At 61.8% G+C, this 17,688-nt stretch carries 15 protein-coding genes; 10 read left to right on the top strand and 5 right to left on the bottom strand.

The window, feature by feature from the left end; translation table 11 throughout:
- Positions 1-191 precede the first annotated feature (191 nt).
- The 3 genes from FAZ95_RS35620 (at position 192) to FAZ95_RS35610 (ending at position 4,286) form a co-directional block, all read left to right on the top strand.
- Positions 192-1,976, top strand: a complete 1,785-nt coding sequence (locus FAZ95_RS35620) for an IlvD/Edd family dehydratase (RefSeq protein ID WP_137337063.1) — start codon at positions 192-194, stop codon at positions 1,974-1,976.
- Between the two features lie 81 nt (positions 1,977-2,057).
- On the top strand, positions 2,058-3,236 hold the full coding sequence (locus tag FAZ95_RS35615) for a fumarylacetoacetate hydrolase family protein (protein ID WP_137337062.1): 1,179 nt from the start codon (positions 2,058-2,060) through the stop codon (positions 3,234-3,236).
- A gap of 45 nt (positions 3,237-3,281) precedes the next feature.
- Complete coding sequence (locus tag FAZ95_RS35610; RefSeq protein ID WP_137337761.1) at positions 3,282-4,286, top strand: Gfo/Idh/MocA family protein; 1,005 nt, start codon at positions 3,282-3,284, stop codon at positions 4,284-4,286.
- A gap of 48 nt (positions 4,287-4,334) precedes the next feature.
- Here the strand turns inward: FAZ95_RS35610 and FAZ95_RS35605 are convergent, their stop codons facing one another.
- Positions 4,335-5,408, bottom strand: a complete 1,074-nt coding sequence (locus FAZ95_RS35605; protein WP_137337061.1) for a LacI family DNA-binding transcriptional regulator — start codon at positions 5,406-5,408, stop codon at positions 4,335-4,337.
- A gap of 346 nt (positions 5,409-5,754) precedes the next feature.
- Here FAZ95_RS35605 and FAZ95_RS35600 point away from each other — a divergent pair, with 346 nt between their 5' ends.
- The 7 genes from FAZ95_RS35600 to FAZ95_RS35570 all read left to right on the top strand — a co-directional run bounded on the left by FAZ95_RS35600 (position 5,755) and on the right by FAZ95_RS35570 (position 14,335).
- The gene (locus FAZ95_RS35600; protein ID WP_137337060.1) at positions 5,755-7,059 is read left to right on the top strand and encodes an extracellular solute-binding protein; all 1,305 of its coding nucleotides are present in this window, start codon (positions 5,755-5,757) and stop codon (positions 7,057-7,059) included.
- A gap of 43 nt (positions 7,060-7,102) precedes the next feature.
- Complete coding sequence (locus FAZ95_RS35595) at positions 7,103-8,020, top strand: carbohydrate ABC transporter permease (RefSeq protein ID WP_254700130.1); 918 nt, start codon at positions 7,103-7,105, stop codon at positions 8,018-8,020.
- A 1-nt stretch (position 8,021) separates the two neighbouring features.
- Entirely contained in the window at positions 8,022-8,867 is an 846-nt protein-coding gene (locus tag FAZ95_RS35590; protein WP_137337059.1) for a carbohydrate ABC transporter permease, read from the top strand.
- 38 nt (positions 8,868-8,905) lie between these two features.
- Positions 8,906-10,072 carry an ABC transporter ATP-binding protein gene (locus FAZ95_RS35585; protein ID WP_137337058.1) on the top strand — a complete coding sequence of 389 codons (1,167 nt, stop codon included), beginning with the start codon at positions 8,906-8,908 and terminating at the stop codon, positions 10,070-10,072.
- A 51-nt stretch (positions 10,073-10,123) separates the two neighbouring features.
- Positions 10,124-10,891, top strand: a complete 768-nt coding sequence (gene xylB, locus FAZ95_RS35580) for a D-xylose 1-dehydrogenase (protein ID WP_137337057.1) — start codon at positions 10,124-10,126, stop codon at positions 10,889-10,891.
- Positions 10,888-11,772 (top strand): SMP-30/gluconolactonase/LRE family protein, encoded by an 885-nt coding sequence (locus tag FAZ95_RS35575; RefSeq protein ID WP_137337056.1) that lies wholly within the window; start codon positions 10,888-10,890, stop codon positions 11,770-11,772. The genes xylB and FAZ95_RS35575 overlap by 4 nt, the downstream gene beginning before the upstream one ends.
- Before the next feature lie 109 nt (positions 11,773-11,881).
- On the top strand, positions 11,882-14,335 hold the full coding sequence (locus FAZ95_RS35570; protein ID WP_254700128.1) for a glycoside hydrolase family 3 N-terminal domain-containing protein: 2,454 nt from the start codon (positions 11,882-11,884) through the stop codon (positions 14,333-14,335).
- Between the two features lie 305 nt (positions 14,336-14,640).
- Here the strand turns inward: FAZ95_RS35570 and hpaI are convergent, their stop codons facing one another.
- From hpaI to hpaD, 4 genes are read right to left on the bottom strand one after another with little or no spacing between them, the layout of a single operon-like run.
- Complete coding sequence (gene hpaI, locus FAZ95_RS35565) at positions 14,641-15,456, bottom strand: 4-hydroxy-2-oxoheptanedioate aldolase (protein WP_137337055.1); 816 nt, start codon at positions 15,454-15,456, stop codon at positions 14,641-14,643.
- 11 nt (positions 15,457-15,467) lie between these two features.
- The gene (gene hpaH / locus FAZ95_RS35560) at positions 15,468-16,271 is read right to left on the bottom strand and encodes a 2-oxo-hept-4-ene-1,7-dioate hydratase (RefSeq protein ID WP_137337054.1); all 804 of its coding nucleotides are present in this window, start codon (positions 16,269-16,271) and stop codon (positions 15,468-15,470) included.
- A 3-nt stretch (positions 16,272-16,274) separates the two neighbouring features.
- Positions 16,275-16,721 (bottom strand): 5-carboxymethyl-2-hydroxymuconate isomerase, encoded by a 447-nt coding sequence (locus FAZ95_RS35555; RefSeq protein ID WP_137337053.1) that lies wholly within the window; start codon positions 16,719-16,721, stop codon positions 16,275-16,277.
- Between the two features lie 25 nt (positions 16,722-16,746).
- Positions 16,747-17,670, bottom strand: a complete 924-nt coding sequence (gene hpaD / locus FAZ95_RS35550; RefSeq protein ID WP_137337052.1) for a 3,4-dihydroxyphenylacetate 2,3-dioxygenase — start codon at positions 17,668-17,670, stop codon at positions 16,747-16,749.
- Positions 17,671-17,688 lie beyond the last annotated feature (18 nt).

Below are 17,688 nucleotides of genomic sequence, written 5' to 3'. Positions count from 1 at the left end.
AGCACGACCGCTCGGTAATACGTGCGCTTCCACCATCTTGAACGAGCACTCCCTGCATGCTAATGTGCCGGTTGAAGCGTTATCGATAACGTTAGTGTAACGCCGGGAACGTGATTGCTCTGATGGAAGTGTCAGAAGCGTATGGCCTCCGGCAACACGTTGTTTGAAGACATTAGAACGGAGTACAGCGCATGCCCCAATCGACCGTACGTCGCCTTCGTAGCCAGGAATGGTTCGATGATCCTTCGCATGCGGATATGACAGCGCTCTATGTCGAGCGCTTCATGAACTATGGGCTCACGCGCGAAGAGTTGCAGTCCGGCAGGCCGATCATCGGCATCGCGCAGACGGGCAGCGATCTTGCACCCTGCAATCGTCACCACATCGAACTGGCGGCGCGCACCAAGGCTGGCATCCGCGACGCAGGTGGCATTCCCATGGAGTTTCCCGTGCATCCGCTTGCCGAGCAGAGCCGCCGACCGACGGCCGCGCTCGACCGCAACCTCGCGTATCTCGGTCTCGTTGAAATCCTGCATGGATTCCCGCTCGATGGCGTCGTACTTACGACGGGCTGCGACAAGACCACGCCGGCGTGTCTGATGGCGGCCGCGACGGTCGATATGCCCGCGATCGTGCTATCGGGCGGGCCAATGCTTGATGGCTGGCACCAAGGCAAGCGCGTCGGCTCGGGCACGGTCATCTGGCATGCGCGCAATCTGCTCGCCGCGGGCGATATCGACTATGAAGGCTTCATGGCGCTGACGACCGCGTCGTCGCCGTCGATCGGACACTGCAATACGATGGGCACGGCGCTGTCGATGAACAGTCTCGCGGAGGCGCTTGGGATGTCGCTACCGGGGTGCGCGAGCATTCCTGCCGCGTATCGCGAGCGCGGCCAGATGGCGTATGCGACCGGCAAGCGCATTGTCGACATGGTCCACGAAGACCTGAAGCCGTCGCGCATCCTGACAAAGCAAGCCTTCGAAAACGCGATCGTCGTGGCGTCGGCGCTCGGAGCGTCGAGCAACTGTCCACCGCACCTCATCGCCATTGCGCGTCACATAGGCGTCGAACTCGGTCTCGACGATTGGCAACGCGTCGGCGAGCAGGTACCGCTCATCGTCAACTGCATGCCGGCCGGCGAATATCTTGGCGAGAGCTTTCATCGGGCCGGCGGCGTGCCGGCCGTGCTCCGGGAGCTTGCGCGAGCCAATCTCGTGCATCGTGCGTGCCTCACCGTTTCAGGCCAGACTATCGGCGAGATTGCCGAGGATGCGCCTGAACCCGATCGCGACGTCATCAAGACAACCGGAGAGCCACTCAAGCACGGCGCTGGCTTCATCGTGCTGTCGGGCAACTTCTTCGACAGCGCCATCATGAAGATGTCGGTAGTCGGCGATGCGTTTCGCAAGACTTATCTCAGCCAGTCCGGCGCGGAAAATACCTTCGAGGCAAGAGCGATCGTCTTCGATGGTCCGGAGGACTATCACGCACGCATCGACGATCCCTCGCTCGAGATCGACGAGCACTGCATCCTCGTCATTCGTGGCGCCGGCACGGTAGGCTATCCGGGCAGCGCCGAAGTGGTCAACATGGCGCCGCCAGCGGCACTCGTGCGCCAAGGCGTCGTCTCGCTGCCGACCCTGGGCGACGGCCGGCAGAGTGGCACCTCGGCTAGCCCGTCGATTCTCAACATGTCGCCGGAGGCGGCCGTCGGCGGCGGCATTGCGCTGCTGCGCACGGGCGACCGGATCCGTGTCGACCTCAACGCGCGCAGCGTGAACGTGCTCGTCGACGAGGAAGAGCTGTCGCGCCGTCGCGCGGCGGGGAGTTTCGAAGTCCCACTCGCGCAAACGCCGTGGCAAGAGCTGTACCGTCAGACCGTCGGCCAGCTTTCGACAGGCGGATGCCTTGAACCCGCTACGCTTTATATGAAAGTGATCGCAGAGCGCGGCAATCCCAGACATTCGCACTGAGCGCCGGACGCGGAGATGAGCCGGCTTCCTTGAAAGACACGCTCGGTCCATCCGGCGACCAAGACTAAGGAGACATGTTCCATGAGTACGCCAATTCAATCTGCTTTTCTGCCGCAAGACGTCGAGCAAGCGCTGCTCGTGGGTCGCGTCTGGCGCAAGACCGAAGCCTTCGAGGGGCCATGCGTCGTAGTCGTGCGGGGCGGCGAAGTCTTCGACATCACTGTCAGCGCGGCAACCACCGCCGAGCTTTTCGAGCGCGACGATCTCGTGCCATTTGCGCGCACGGTGGCCGGAGAATCGTTGGGAAGCGTCGATGCACTGCTGGCCTCGAGCGTGCCGGATGCGAAAGCGCCGGCGGTGCGCGTGCTCGCCCCCTGCGACCTTCAGGCGATCAAAGCATGCGGTGTGACGTTCGCAGTGAGCCTCATCGAGCGCGTCATCGAAGAGCAGGCAGGCGGTGATCCGGCGAAAGCCAAGGAGGTACGCGACACCATTGCGGCGACGATCGGCTCGGACCTGTCGAAAATCAAGCCGGGCTCGGAAGCCGCGCTCAAGCTCAAGGCAGAGCTCGTGCGGCGCGATGCATGGTCGCAATACATGGAAGTCGGTATCGGCCCGGATGCCGAGGTGTTTTCGAAATCCCAGCCGATGTCGGCCGTCGGTTTTGGCGCCGACGTGGGGTTGCTGCCTTCGTCGAACTGGAACAATCCGGAGCCTGAAATCGTGCTTGCCGTGAACAGCCGCGGAGACATTGTCGGCGCGACGCTCGGCAATGACGTGAATCTGCGCGATATCGAAGGGCGCTCGGCCCTGCTGCTCGGCAAGTGCAAGGACAACAACGGCTCGTGCGCCATCGGCCCGTTCGTGCGGCTCTTCGACGGCTCGTTCGATCTCGACGCTGTTCGGGCCACCAGCGTATCGCTGCGTGTAGAAGGTGAGGACGACGGCTTCGTGCTCGAAGGCGTGAGCCATATGCGCGAAATCAGCCGCGATCCGGTGGATCTCGTTGCGCAGACCTGGGGACGTCATCACCAGTATCCCGATGGCTTCATGCTGTTTCTCGGCACGATGTTCTCGCCGATCAAGGATCGCGACGCGCCGGGCGCGGGTTTCACTCATCATCTCGGCGACGTGGTGAGCATTTCGGCGCCACCGCTGGGTGCGTTGATCAACACCGTACGGCTGAGCACGGAAATTGCCCCTTGGAGCTTCGGCGTGCGTGCTCTTTACAAGAGTCTCGCGGCGCGCGGCTTGCTGTAAGCGTTGTCGCATTCACGATCCATACCGTCTTCTGAAAGGTCTGCCATGATCAAAGATACGATCGTCTGGGGAGTGTTGGGCACGGCGAAGATCAACGACAAGGTCGTCCCACCGATGTGCCGGGCACCGAATTGCCGCGTGAAGGGCATCGCGTCGCGAAGTGTGGACAAGGCCAAAGAAGCCGCGTCGAAGTATGGCTTGCCCGTCGCATACGAGAGTTACGAGGCGCTACTGGCCGATTCGGAAATCGACGCGGTCTACATCCCGTTGCCTAACCATCTCCATGTGGAATGGACAATCAAATCCGTCGAGGCGGGCAAGCATGTGCTGTGTGAGAAGCCAATCGGACTGGATGTCGAGCAAGCCAAGCAGCTGATCGCCGCCCGCGACACAACCGGCCGGTGCATACAAGAAGCGTTCATGGTTCGCACGCATCCGCAATGGCTGAAATTGCGGGTGTTGATCGAAGCGGGAGAGATCGGCGAGCTGCGGGCGGTGACGGGCGGCTTTACCTACTACAACGTCGACCCGGTCAATATCCGCAATCAGCCCGCTCTCGGAGGCGGCGGTTTGCTGGACATCGGCTGCTATCCGATCACGACTTCGCGCTTCGTCATCGGGCGCGAGCCGCGCCGCGTGGTCTCGATGATCGAGCGTGACCCCGCATTCAAGGTGGATCGGCTCGGCTCCGTGCTCATGGATTTCGACGGCGTGCAGGCGAGTTTCTTCTACTCGACACAGATCCACCCGTTCCAGCGGATGCAGTTTCATGGCACCAAGGGGCGCCTCGAAGTCGAGATCCCATTCAATGCGCCCAACGATCGGCCGACGCGCCTGTTGTTGCATGAAGGAGCGGGCTCGGTCGGCGACGCGGGCCGCTGGCTGGAGATTCCTGTCTGCGACCAGTATGGCCTGGCCGCCGGCGTTTTCGCGGAGGCGCTGTTAAGCAAACGTCCGCCCGTGATCCCGTTGGAAGACACGCTATCGAACATGCGTGTTATCGACGCCGTTTTCCGCTCGGCGCAATCGGCCCGCTGGGAATCGATCTGAGCTCGCGGCCTAGGTTCGATTCTCCAAAGGAGTCCGGGAGAGGAAGGCTCAGGCTTGTCGCTGAGCGCCGCGCGCGGTCTTCCCTTGGCGGCTTGAGCTCTTGCGCCGCGCATTGGACACTTGACCTGTCGATTGTCGAACCACGAGTTCGGCGGGGAGCGTCATGCGCGCTGCGGATGCTTCGGTGCCGTCGAGGCTGGCAAGCAGTGTATTGACCGCCGCGCGTGCCATTTGTTGGAACGGCTGCCGGACCGTCGTAAGAGCAGGGTGGACTTGTGCTGCCATGGGAATGTCGTCGAAACCGATGACGGAGATGTCGTCGGGCACGCGCAAGCCCGCTTCGCGCACGGCTGCGATGGCGCCGAATGCACTCAAGTCGTTCGCGGCGAAGATCGCGGTCGGCGGTTCCTCCAGGGCAAGCAAGCGGGAGGCGGCTTCGAAGCCGGTCACCTGGGTGAGGTCGCCCGTTGTGACGAGCGCGGGGTCGCGCGGCAGCTCAAGCCGTTCGAGCGTGTCCTCGTAGGCTCTGCGGCGATCCCTCACACCTTCGATGGTTTCGTCGCCCGATATGAACGCAATGCGCCGATGCCCGAGCTCCGCCAGATGCGCGACGGCGAGGCGAGCCCCCCCGTAGTTGTCGACGGACACCGATGGAAAGGTCGTCAGCGAGCCACGTTGATCGATGAGCACGACGGGGACGTGCGAGGCGGCCAGCGCGTCGAAATAGGCGGACTCCTTCGGAAGAATGGCGACGACGCCGTCCGCGAACTGCTGAAGCAGGTTGATGAGGCTTCGATGGGTATCGCGGTCCTCGTCGAAGATCGTGTAGACCAGCGTTTCATAGCTCACCGCGCGAGCGGCCCGGCCGACGCCGAGGATCAGCTCGCTCGCGAACTGGTTGTCGAGCATCGGCGTGATGATGCCGATGATGCCGTTGCGGCCACCCGAAAGCTTTTGCGCGCTGCGATTCACGACGTAGCCGATGTCGCCGGCAATCCTCAGCACTTCGTCGCGCGTCTCACGCGAAACGCCAGGGCGGTCGTTCAACGCACGCGATGCCGTCATTTGCGACACGCCGGCGATCTTGGCGACGTCCGCGAGGGTAGGATTTTGCTTGTTCATGGCCGAGTGAGATCCGGAATGCGCGCCCACGTTTCGAGGCGCGCCGCTCGAAAGGACGCAGTTCTGACGGTAGCAAGACGTTATCGCTAGCGCAAGTTTGTCGTTCATAAGATTGTACCAGCCGCTGCGAACGGCCAGCGAGCAAGAGCCGATCGGATTGCGTGGGCAGCCCGATCTGCGCGGATTTTTGCGCCTGCAGCCCACGTGTTCTGCGGCGGCGCGCGTTCGAGCGCGCACGTGATGGGTAAACCCTCATGGCAGGCCGCGCCCTCGCAAACTAACATTCAATAACGTTAGCGATAACGTTATTCAAACATCAACGCGAACCGCATGTGAGGAGACGAGGATGAAGTGGTTTACCTGCCGCAAACCGGCGTCAATTCGAGGCGTGGGGGCACTGCTGTGTGCCGTGACGGCGGCGTGGACCGTGGCCGGTTACGCGCAGTCGTCGAAGACAATTACCGAATGGGATCACCAGACCGACGGCAACGGTCCCAAGGTCGTGCGGGAAGCGGCCGATCGCTTCGAAAAAGAGAATCCGAGCTACAAGGTCGAAGATTCGCACGTGCTCAACGACCCGTACAAGGCCAAGCTCAAGGTCGCGTTCGGCGCCGGGCAGCCGCCATGCGTGTTCGATACGTGGGGCGGCGGGCCGCTGCGCGAATACGTGAAGGCGGGGCAGGTCGTCGATCTCACGCCCTACCTGCAGAAGGACCCGGCGTATCGCGACCGGTTCTTGCCGACATCCTGGCGCGCCGTCACCTACGACAACAAGATCTACGGGATTCCGACTGAGAACGTGTCCGCGGCGGTCATCTTCTATAACAAGGACCTGTTCAAGCAATACAACCTCACGCCGCCCGCAACATGGGGCGACCTGATGAACGTCGTCAAGACGCTTCAGTCGCACGGCGTCGCACCATTTGCACTGGCGAACAAGAACAAGTGGACAGGCTCGATGTACTACATGTACCTCGTCGACCGCATCGGCGGGCCGGACGTATTCCGCAAGGCGGCGGAGCGTGCGCCGGGCGGCAGCTTTGCCGATCCTGCGTTCGTACAGGCGGGGCAGTACATTCAGCAGCTCGTGAAGGCCGGTGGGTTCGCGCAGGGCTATAACGGGCTCGATTACGACATCGGCGCTTCGCGGCGTCTGCTGTATTCCGGCCGCGCCGCGATGGAACTGATGGGGGGATGGGAGGCATCGACCATCCAGAAGGAGAACCCCGCCTTCTACAAGAAGCTCGACTTCTTCCCGTTCCCGAGCGTGGCTGGCGGCAAGGGCGATCCCCGCGACGTGATCGGCACCGTCGGCGACAGCTTCACGAGCATCTCGACGCAATGCACGGATCGTGACGCGGCATTCAAGCTCATCAAGACGCTGACCGACGATGCTGCCATGCAGGCGCGTGTCGCGGATGCACGTATTCCGCCCGTCAAGAATATTCCGGTGAACGACCCGTTCCTCAAGCGGCTGCAGGCACTCGTGGCACAAGCGCCCAGCGTGCAGCTTTGGTACGACCAGGAACTGCCTCCGAAACTGGGAGAGTTGCACAAGGATACCTCGCAAGCTCTGTTCGGATTGTCGCTGAGCCCTGAAGCGGCGGCGCAGCAGATGGAAGCGGCCGCCAAGGCCGACGCCGGTCAGTAACCGGAAACGACAGCCCGGCGGCACGCCGGGCCAGGAGACACAGGTGAATATCGCTATTCCGCTCGAGTGGGCAAAGCCCCAACGCATGCAGTCTCGATGGCTCGTCGTCGCGATTCTTCTCGCGCCGTCGGTTGTCTTGCTGTCGGTCTTTCTCATCTACCCGCTGCTGTCGAGCTTCCAGCTGTCGACGCTCGATTGGAACGGCTTGGGCAGCACCGCACGCTTCGTCGGGCTCGAGAATTGGGCACATCTCGTCCACGACGAGATCTTCTGGAAGGCATTGGGCAACAACCTGCTACTTGCCGTCTTCTCGATTCTGATTCAGCTGCCGATCGCGCTGGCGCTCGCCGTCTTGCTCGACAAGGCCGGCCGCGGATCCAGAACGCTGAAGATTCTCTATTTCCTGCCGCTGTTGATGTCCAGCGTCGCAATCGGGGTGCTGTTCAAGAACGTCTACGACCCGAACTTCGGCCCGCTGAACGCCGCTCTGCACGCACTCGGCCTGGACACCATGGCAAAGGACTGGCTCGGCGACACGCGCTATGCGCTGGCGTCGACGATTGCGGTGATCTGCTGGCAGAACATTCCCTTCTACATGATTTTGTTTTTGGCCGGACTCTCTTCGTTTCCGGCGGAGATTGCCGAAGCGGCCTGCCTGGACGGTGCATCGGAATGGACGGTTTTCTGGCGCATCAAGCTTCCCCATCTTCAAGGAACGATACGGACCGGCGCGCTGCTCGCGATCATAGGTTCGCTGCGCTACTTCGACCTGATCTTTGTGATGACGGGCGGCGGGCCCGAGAGTTCGTCCGAGCTGATGGCGACCTATATGTATCGCACCGTATTCAGCTCGTTCCAGCTCGGCTATGGAAGCACGATCGCTTCGGCGATGTTCATCATCGTCGCGTTGGTCGCAGCCGCGGCCATGCGCCTGACTAACCGGTACGCAACGGAGGCCTGACGTGACTCGATCCGCAAAGCTTCGCGTTGGCAGGCCGTTTCGTCCCGGCATTTTGCTGCTCGGGCTTCTATGGCTTGCCGTGACCACGCTGCCGTTTCTCTTCGTCGTGGCGACAAGCCTCAAGACTCAGGAAGAGACGTATTCGGAATCCGTGTGGGCGTTGCCGTCCCATCTCGACTTCGGGAACTACCTCGAAGTGCTGCATGGCTCGTTCTTCACCTATCTCAGGAACAGCTTCTTCGTGGTCGGAGTTTCGGTCACGCTGATCGTCCTGTTCAGCGCAATGGCGGCGTACGTGTTCGCTCGGGTTCCGTTCCGCTTGAGCAAGCCGCTGTTCGGTCTCGTGGTAGCCGGCATGATCGTGCCGCTGCATGCGGCGCTGGTGCCTATCTACCTGCTGATTCGCAACATCGGACTTTACGACACGAACTTCGCGCTCATCGGCCCCTATATCGCGCTGAGCCTGCCCGTATCGATCTTCATTCTCACCGAGTTCATGCGCCAGATTCCACGCGAGCTCGAAGAGGCCGCGCAACTCGACGGCTGCGGGACGTTGAAGATCTTCTGGCGGATCTACTTTCCGCTGTCGACGCCGGGTCTTGCGACCGTCGCGATCTATAACGGCATCGCGCTCTGGAACGAGTTCATCTTTGCCTACGTTTTGACTTCGACGCCGATGCATCGAACCCTGCCGTTGGCGATGTGGGACTTCCAGGGGCAGTACACGTCGAACATTCCAGCGATGCTCTCGGTCGTGACGCTGACCTCGCTGCCTTTGATTCTGGTGTACGCATTCGGTCAGGAACGGATCATCAAGGGAATGATGGCCGGGTCTTTGAAAGGCTAGCAAGGCTAGCGAAATTTCGGGCGAGGAAGGGCAAGAACATGGCAAGCATTTCTCTTTCAGCGGTTCAGAAAGCCTACGCGGGCAATTCGCCGGTGATTCGCAACGTGAACCTCGAGATCGGTGCAAACGAGTTTTGCGTATTTCTCGGGCCGTCGGGGTGCGGAAAATCCACGCTCTTGCGTATGGTCGCGGGGTTGGAAGACATCACCTCGGGCGAGTTGCGCATCAATGGGACGGTGATGAATCACGTGCATCCGTCGCAGCGCCGCGTCGCGATGGTCTTTCAGAACTATGCGCTGTATCCGCACATGAGCGTGTACGAAAACATGGCGTTCGGATTGCGCCAGGCGAAGCTCGACAAGACAACGATCGACGCGAAAGTTCGTCAGGCCGCGCAGGCGCTGCAATTGGAGAAGTATCTCGAGCGGCGGCCCGCTGCGCTTTCGGGCGGCCAGCGCCAGCGGGTCGCGATCGGACGCGCGATCGTGCGCGAGCCGGGCGTGTTTCTCTTTGACGAGCCGCTGTCGAATCTCGATGCGGCGCTTCGCGTGCAAACCCGTACGGAAATCGCCCGGCTGCACCGGGAGTTCAACAGCGCCAGTGCGATTTACGTGACGCACGACCAGATCGAGGCGATGGCGCTTGCCGACAAGATTGTGCTGCTACATGCCGGCGCCGATATGGAGCGGCACGGAAGCGTGGCACAGATCGGCGCGCCGCTGGATCTGTATCACCGGCCCAAGAGCCGGTTCGTCGCCGGATTCATCGGCTCGCCGAAGATGAATTTTCTGCCGGGCACGGTTACCGCGATTGACTCGACGGGCGTCACCGTCCGACTGCTCACAGGGGATGTCGTGCGGGCGGCGGTCGACGGCAGCAGGGCGCGCCTGGACATGAAGGTGACCGTCGGTATCCGGCCGGAACATCTTCAGCTCGATCAATTGGGCGGCCGGAGGCAATCCATCAACGGCAAGGTCCGGCTTGTCGAGCGGCTTGGCGAGCATAGCTACGTGCACGTGTCGCTGTGGGAGCAGTCGCGCTCGCAAGTGATTGCGAAGCTGCCTGGCGATGGCGGCGTTTCGGTCGCCGAGCCGATCGCACTCTGTGCTTCGGCGGACGTGTGTCACGTTTTCGACGACCAGGACATGGCGCTGAATCGGCTCGAAACCGCGGTTGCGTCGAGCTGTTCCGTTCGTTTTGCCTGAGACCGGACGGCCGAAAAACAACTTTCTTTCATCGTAGTAACGGGAATATTCATGTCGTACGCGATTTATCCGAGCCTCAAAGACAGGACGGTGGTCATCACGGGCGGCGGCACCGGACTCGGCGCCGCGATGGTCCAGGCGTTTTCGGGCCAAGGCGCGCGAGTGCACTTTCTGGACGTCGCCGAAGCGGATTCGATCGCGCTCCAGGAATCGTTGCGGCATGCGCCTCATCGTCCCGAGTTCCAACGGTGCGATCTCAGAGATGTGGAAGCGACTGCGGCGGTGTTTTCGAGCATCACGGACAGGTCCGGCCCGATTGACGTTCTGGTCAACAACGCGGCGAACGACGACAGGCATCAGGTCGGCAAGGTCGACGCTGCGTATTGGGACGAGCGGATTGCTGTCAACCTGCGGCACCATTTTTTCTGTGCGCAGAACGCGGCACGAAGCATGCGCGAGAACGGACGGGGCGTCATCCTCAACCTCGGCTCCATCTCCTGGCATCTGGCGTTGCCGGATCTCTCCATCTACATGACGGCGAAAGCCGGTATCGAAGGGCTAACCCGCGGACTTGCGCGCGACCTCGGGCCCTATGGCGTCAGGGTCAACTGCATCGTGCCCGGCGCCGTTCGAACGCCGAGGCAGATGAAGCTATGGCAGACCGAAGAGAGCGAAGCGAAGCTGCTCGAGGCGCAATGTCTGCGCGAGCGCATCGAACCCGAGCATGTCGCGCGGATGGCCTTGTTTCTGGCATCCGATGACGGCGCGCGCTGCTCGGGGCGCGAGTATTTCGTCGATGCAGGGTGGTACGGGGCATGATCATTCAACCTCCGATTTGCGTCTGGCAAGTCGAAGCCGAGCTTGGCGAAGGGCCGGTTTGGCAGGCCAAAGAGCGAGCCGTCTACTTCGTCGACATCAAGCACCGCCACGTGCACCGGTTGTCTGTCGATACCGGTAAGAAGATCACCTGGCAGGCGCCCTCCGAGCCGGGCTTCGTTTTTCCGCTATCAGGAAGCGCGTTCGTTTGCGGTCTGCGGGATGGCTTGTATCGACTCGATACTCAAGACGGTCAATTTGCCAAAGTAGTCGATGTCGAAGCGGAACTGCCGGGCAATCGCCTCAACGATGGCTTGGTCGACCTCGACGGGCGCCTGTGGTTCGGTTCAATGGACGATTCGGAAGAACAGCCGACGGGCGCCCTCTATCGGCTCGAAGAGAACGGCGAAGTGACGATTCGCGATTCCGGCTACGTCATCACGAACGGCCCGGCGATGAGCCCGGACCAGCGCACGCTCTATCACGCGGACACGCTCGAAAAGACCCTGTACGCGTTCGACGTCGATGAGCGCGGGGATCTGTCATGCCGGCGCGTCTTCGCGACTGTCTCCGGCAGCGGATATCCCGACGGAATGGCAGTCGACGCCGACGGATTCGTTTGGGTGGCGCGCTTCGGAGGCGGACGCATCGAGCGATACGCACCGGATGGAACGCTCGCTGGCCAGGTCTCGTTCCCTTGTCCGAACATCACAAAACTCGCCTTTGGCGGAGACGATCTTCGCACCGCATACGTCACGACTGCACGCAAGGGGATGTCGCCTGAAGCACTGCGGCAAGCGCCGCTCGCAGGTGGTCTGTTTGCGTTTCGTACCGAAGTGTCCGGACAGCCGCAAGCTCAATGCACGAGCGGCTTGACGAGATGAAACAGTGAGCCTAGCTCTGACGGTCTGAAGGCCAGCATCCTTAGACACGGATGTGTAATAGGGTTTGACGATTAGGAATACAAATTTATTAGATAAAGGGAGTCACCGTATGTCTATGAACAACGCTTCCGAGGCGCCGCTGTACCGAAACCCCGGTGCCGCGATTGAAGATCGCGTCGCCGACCTGCTTGGCCGCATGACACTGGAAGAGAAGATTGCGCAACTGCACGCTGCCTGGCTCAAACTGTCGCCGGACGGCAATCACCAATGGCGAGTGGCCGATTTTGCTCAACGCACAACGGGCATCTCGATCGATACGCTGCTGGAGCATGGCCTCGGGCAAATCACGCGTCCGCTCGGTACGCACACCGTGGATCCGGAGGAGGGGGTTCGCGCGCTCAATGAACTGCAGCGCCGGATGGTCGAAGAAACCCGGCTGGGGATTCCCGTGATGTCGCACGAAGAGTGCCTGGTCGGCCTCATGATCAAGGACGCCACGCTCTTTCCCGCTCCCCTGAACTATGCGGCCACCTGGAATCCGGCTCTCGTCGAGCAAGTGGGTGAGGTTATCGGCCAGCAGGCGCGCTCGATCGGCTGCCATCAGGGGCTCGCGCCTGTTCTCGACGTATCGCGCGACCCTCGCTGGGGCCGCACTGAAGAGACGCTCGGCGAAGACCCTTATCTCGTCGGCGTGATGGGGTATCGCTACGTCAAAGGGTTACAAGGCGAGCAGCGGGATCTGCTCGCGACGCTCAAGCATTTCGCAGGTCATTCGGCGAGCGAGGGCGGGCGCAATCACGCACCCGTTCACGTCGGGCCACGCGAGTTCAACGACGTTTTCCTACTGCCGTTCGAAATGGCCGTGAAGCTTGCCGATGCAGGATCCGTCATGCCGGCCTATCACGACATCGATGGCATTCCCTGTCATGCGGACCGCGATTTGTTGACGGGGACCTTGCGCGAGAAGTGGGGGTTCGACGGGCTGATCGTCGCGGACTACGCAGGCGTCAATCTGCTTTACACGCATCATGGCGTGGCACGCGACGAGGCCTCGGCTGCCGCGATGTCGTTCAACGCCGGGCTCGATATCGAGCTGCCTGGCCACGAATGCGCCCTGCATTTGAAGGAAGCATTGGCGCGCGGCGAGATCACGGAAGACACGATCGACACGATTGTTCGCCGTGTGCTGGCGACCAAGTTCCGATTGGGCCTGTTCGAGCGCCCCTACGCCGATCCCGACAAGGTGGAGCTGCGAGGCGAGGGCGCTTCGCGGGTAGCCTATCAGGCTGCGGTGGAGTCGGCCGTTCTTCTTTGCAACGACGGCACCCTGCCGCTGAACGTCGAGACCACGAGCAAGCTGGCCGTCATCGGGCCCACGCCAAACGACCCGCTCGCGCTGTTGGCGGGATACAGCTTTCCGGTTCACCTGATCAACGCGGGCGAGCATGCGGGCGCCGCCATGGCGACACCTTTGCAGGCGCTGCGAGCGCGGTTCGGAGATGCACGTGTTGTCTACGCGAAAGGCTGCGACGTGATCGAGGCGCGCAGCCAGGGGGCGCCTGTGTACCCTGGCGACGTGGAGATGGACGACGCGATCAATGAAGCGCGGGCGTCTCTGATTAGCACGAGCAGGGAACACATCGCCGACGCTGTACACGCCGCGAAGAACGCGGACGTTGCCGTCGTCTTCGTAGGCGATCTCGCGGGTCTCTTCCAGTCCGGCACGGTGGGCGAAGGCTCCGATACCGACAGCTTGGACTTGCCCGGCGTGCAGCAGGCGCTCCTGGAAGCGGTGGTGGCAACCGGCACCCCGACGGTCGTGGTACTGACGGGCGGTCGTCCCTACAACCTGGGCGGCCTAGAGGACAAAGTCGCCGGTGAGATCATGGCCTTTGCGCCGGGCGAAGGCGGCGCCGACGCGCTCGCGGACCTTCTGACAGGGACGGTCAATTTCTCCGGCCGCTTGCCGCTGTCCGTGCCCAAAAGCGCGGGAGCCGTGCCCTATGTCTACAACCATAAGCTGAAAAGCGCCGGGACCCCGATAGCGTTTCACTTCGGTTCACGTTATCCATTCGGTTTCGGATTGAGCTACACGAGGTTCGAATACCGTGGCCTGGAATGCAAGCAGCACGAAGTGCCGATCGAAGGTGGAACGGTCGAGCTGCAGTTCGAGATCGAAAACGTCGGGTCTCGAGCCGGCACGGAAGTCGTTCAGATGTATGTCCGCGACCGTCTGGCTTCGACGGTTCGTCCAGTGCGGGAGCTGAAGGGCTTTGCGCGCGTCAGCCTGGAGCCGGGCGTGCGGGGCAAAGTGACGATGACGATCCCCGTCGATATGCTGAATTTCAGCGACGAGCACGGGAATCGCATCGTCGAGCCCGGAGAGTTCGAGGTGATGGTGGGTAGCTCGAGCCGAGACATTCATCTGCGTGCGACAGTGATCGTTGTCGGAGATGGGGCAAGGATTCTGCCTCGCAATTGGCGAATGTTGAGCGCCTCGAGTGTTGCCCTTGATGAAACCATGTCGCAACCCGATGCGGCTGATTCCGTGGTCGCCAGCTAGCACTTGCACAACAACCGGATTGCTGAAGACATTGTCGGGCTGTGCAATGCAATTCATTGCACCAGCGAGCAGCCGATCAGACTTATCTACGGCATGAATTGCAAGGGAGGTTTGCGTTGAGTTTGATCGAAGCTTAAATGACCTGTCGCTTGCCGAGATGGAAGGGACACCGCGCTTTCTCCGCGGAGGCGGTGTCCATCCGTCTCGGCTAAGAAGGGACCGTCGTCCGCTTGAGGAGGACCTTAGCGGACGCTCGCGATACGTTCGCCGTCAATCCATTTGGATGCGTGTTGACTTCGGTACATTCAATAGACGCCGGAAGACGAAGCGTTGCACTCCTGTGCCTGTGCATTCTTTTTCTTGTAGCGCTGCGAAAGCGAGGACGCCGCTTGAACAAGGAGTGTGGTATCGACTCCGACTGCGACGAACTGCGCCCCGGCGTCGAGATACCTCTGCGCAACCTCTTGGTTGGCCATCAGCACACCTGCGGCCTTTCCGGCATCGAGAACGGTGCGAATTCCTTCGATGATGGTTCGCTGCACGTCCGGATGATTGGGTTGGCCGCGGTATCCCATCGAGGCCGACAAATCGGCAGGGCCGAAGAACACGCCATCTACGCCATCCACCGCCGCGATATCACGCAGATTTGCTATGGCTTCAGTGGTTTCTGCTTGCACGAGCAGACACATTTCGTCATTCGCACGATCAAGGTAATCCTTGACCTGGTTCCATCGCGACGCACGGGCAAGTGCCGCACCCATGCCGCGTATTCCATCAGGCGCGTAGCGCATCGCGCGCACCGTCTGTTCAGCGTATTCGGCGGTGCTGACCATCGGCACCAACAACGTTTGCGCGCCTACATCGAGGTACTGTTTGATCAGCGACGGTTCCCCGCACACCGGCCGAACGATCGGGTGTACCGGATAGGGCGCTACGGCACGCAGTTGATCGAGCACCACGCGGACGTCGTTCGGTGCATGTTCACCGTCGAGCAACAGCCAGTCGAAGCCGCAGGTTGCCAGCAACTCTGCGGCATTGGCATCGGCCAACCCGACCCACAGCCCGATCTGGGTGTGGCCCGCGCGCAGCGCGTTGCGGAATGTGTTCGATGGAATCTGCATTGTTTGGCCCCTCAGACGAAGCGGAACGAGATCGAGCCGAGAGGTCCGTAGTCGACATGGAGCGCATCGCCGGCCGCAGCCGGCGTCGGGCGCGTGAACGAGCCGGCGAGCACGACGTCGCCTGCGTTCAGCGTCTCGCCGTACGGCGCAATCTTGTTCGCCAGCCACGCGACGCCGGTGGCGGGGTGGTTGAGCACCGCGGCTGCGAGCCCGGTTTCCTCGATCACGCTGTTCTTGTGCAGCATGGCGCCGACCCAGCGCAGATCGACATCCATCGGCTTGACGGGACGTCCGCCCAGGACGACGCCCGCGTTCGCTGCGAAGTCGCTGATCGTGTCGAACACCTTGCGCATCGCGCGCGTGTCCCGATCGAACTGCTCGATGCGAGCGTCGATGATTTCAATCGCCGGCACCACGTAGCCGGTCGCGGACAGCACGTCGAACAGCGTGACGCCCGGCCCTTCGAGCGGCTTGTCGAGAATGAAGGCGAGCTCGACTTCGACGCGCGGCGCGATGAAGCGGTCGATAGGAATATCGCTGCCCGCGTCGAAGAACATGTCGTCCATCAGCGGTGCGTAGTCCGGTTCCGTAATCTGGCTCGCCTGTTGCATGGCGCGTGACGTGAGGCCAATTTTGCGTCCTCTGATTTCACGGCCATCCGCGAGCTCGAGCTTCACCCACTCGCGTTGGATCGAATAGCCGTCCTCGATCGTCATTTCCGGATATTGCTTCGAGAACTGGCGCAGCTGCGTGCGCGTCTTGCGCGCGTCGTACAGCTGGCGGGCCAGTGACGTGATCGTGTCTTGCGGAAGCATGAGTCAGCCTTGAGTGAAAAGCGGATGCAGAGAGCTGTTGCGCGAGTTATAGACCTCGTTGCCTTCGTCGATCTGCAGTGTGATGCCAATATGCCGCGTGGCAAGCAGCGGCGCGAAATGTTCATGGATCACCGCGTCGAGCGCGCGCCCGACTGCCTGGTGCACGGCCGGGCTGCGTCCGCGCGCGATCCGCAGGTTGAGATAGACGAACGCATATTCGCCGGTGCCGCCGGCCGCGCGTCCGGCCGCGCCACCGTCTGCGATGGAGCAGTGGGTGGCGGGATAGGCGAGCACGCGGACGCCGCCCGTCGGAAACACCGGCTGGCCGGCTTCGTCCCTTTGCTCGCGCATCGTATTGGCAAGCGCCGTGCACAGCGCTCGCATCTCGGTGCCGCCGTTGGCGACTGGACGGTCGAGGTCCGGAGTGTAGAGGATCGTCAGATGCGGCATTGCATTCTCCTTGTAGCGGACGGATTCAAAGGCGTGGAAACGCCCGATACTGCTTGGCAGACGACGCCTCGGCCGCCGGAATCGCGTTACCGCTTTGCGACGTGACCGGAAACACCGCGTTGATCTGCCCGGTGCCCGATGCGCCGAAGTACGGCGTCAACACTTCCGCACAGCCGTCGTAGTCGGACCAGCCGAGCGCACCGAGCATCATCGCGGTGTCATGCATGAAACCTTCGCCATGCCCCTTCGACGCATACTCAGGCAGCATCTCGCAGAATGTCTTCCAATCACCGCGCTGCCACATCTCGATGACCTGCCGGTCGAGCGTTTCGAGCAACGGGCTCCAGATCCTGAACGCGTATTCGGGCGCGAGCCCGTTTTGCGCGAAACGGTGGCTCAGGCTGCCGCTTGCGAGGAATGCGACCTTGCCGTCGTAGTGTTCTTCGACCGCGCGGCGCATCGCCCAGCCGAGCCGAGCGCTGTCGTTTAGATAGTGCGCCATGCAGAGCGCGGAGACCGACACGACCTTGAAGTGCCGGTCCGCATTCATGTAGCGGAGGGGGACGAGCGTGCCGTACTCGGGCGCGAGGGTTGTCGCGTCGTGCGCTAGCGTCTCGACGCCGTAGTCGTTGCAGGCTTTCGCGAGCAGGCGGCCGAGCTCCGGATTGCCCGGTGCTTCGAACGGCATGTTGGCGATGAAGTGGGGCAGCTCATTGCTCGTATAGAGCCCTTCGAAGTGGGGCGCGCAGTTGATGTGATAGTTCGCGTTCACGAGCCAGTGCGTATCGAACACGACGAGCGTGTCGACGCCGAGCGCTTTGCAGCGCCGCGCGATCTCGCGATGGCCGTCGATCGCGTCCTGGCGGCTGCCTTTGCGTGGTCCGTCGAGTTCCGAAAGAAACATCGACGGCACGTGCGTAATTTTCGCAACGAGAGCGAGTTCGCCCATGATCGTCTCCTAATCGCG

This window comes from Trinickia violacea (assembly GCF_005280735.1).
Taxonomy (GTDB): Bacteria; Pseudomonadota; Gammaproteobacteria; order Burkholderiales; family Burkholderiaceae; genus Trinickia_A; species Trinickia_A violacea.
This window is presented reverse-complemented; position numbering and strand designations above follow the sequence as displayed.

Excerpts from the sequence above, each read along its gene's own strand:
- FAZ95_RS35620 (WP_137337063.1), top strand. The coding sequence starts at position 192 with ATGCCCCAATCGACCGTACGTCGCCTTCGTAGCCAGGAATGGTTCGAT.
- FAZ95_RS35615 (WP_137337062.1), top strand. The coding sequence starts at position 2,058 with ATGAGTACGCCAATTCAATCTGCTTTTCTGCCGCAAGACGTCGAGCAA.
- FAZ95_RS35610 (WP_137337761.1), top strand. The coding sequence starts at position 3,282 with ATGATCAAAGATACGATCGTCTGGGGAGTGTTGGGCACGGCGAAGATC.
- FAZ95_RS35605 (WP_137337061.1), bottom strand. The coding sequence starts at position 5,408 with ATGAACAAGCAAAATCCTACCCTCGCGGACGTCGCCAAGATCGCCGGC.
- FAZ95_RS35600 (WP_137337060.1), top strand. The coding sequence starts at position 5,755 with ATGAAGTGGTTTACCTGCCGCAAACCGGCGTCAATTCGAGGCGTGGGG.
- FAZ95_RS35585 (WP_137337058.1), top strand. The coding sequence starts at position 8,906 with ATGGCAAGCATTTCTCTTTCAGCGGTTCAGAAAGCCTACGCGGGCAAT.
- xylB (WP_137337057.1), top strand. The coding sequence starts at position 10,124 with ATGTCGTACGCGATTTATCCGAGCCTCAAAGACAGGACGGTGGTCATC.
- FAZ95_RS35575 (WP_137337056.1), top strand. The coding sequence starts at position 10,888 with ATGATCATTCAACCTCCGATTTGCGTCTGGCAAGTCGAAGCCGAGCTT.
- FAZ95_RS35570 (WP_254700128.1), top strand. The coding sequence starts at position 11,882 with ATGTCTATGAACAACGCTTCCGAGGCGCCGCTGTACCGAAACCCCGGT.
- hpaI (WP_137337055.1), bottom strand. The coding sequence starts at position 15,456 with ATGCAGATTCCATCGAACACATTCCGCAACGCGCTGCGCGCGGGCCAC.
- hpaH (WP_137337054.1), bottom strand. The coding sequence starts at position 16,271 with ATGCTTCCGCAAGACACGATCACGTCACTGGCCCGCCAGCTGTACGAC.
- FAZ95_RS35555 (WP_137337053.1), bottom strand. The coding sequence starts at position 16,721 with ATGCCGCATCTGACGATCCTCTACACTCCGGACCTCGACCGTCCAGTC.
- hpaD (WP_137337052.1), bottom strand. The coding sequence starts at position 17,670 with ATGGGCGAACTCGCTCTCGTTGCGAAAATTACGCACGTGCCGTCGATG.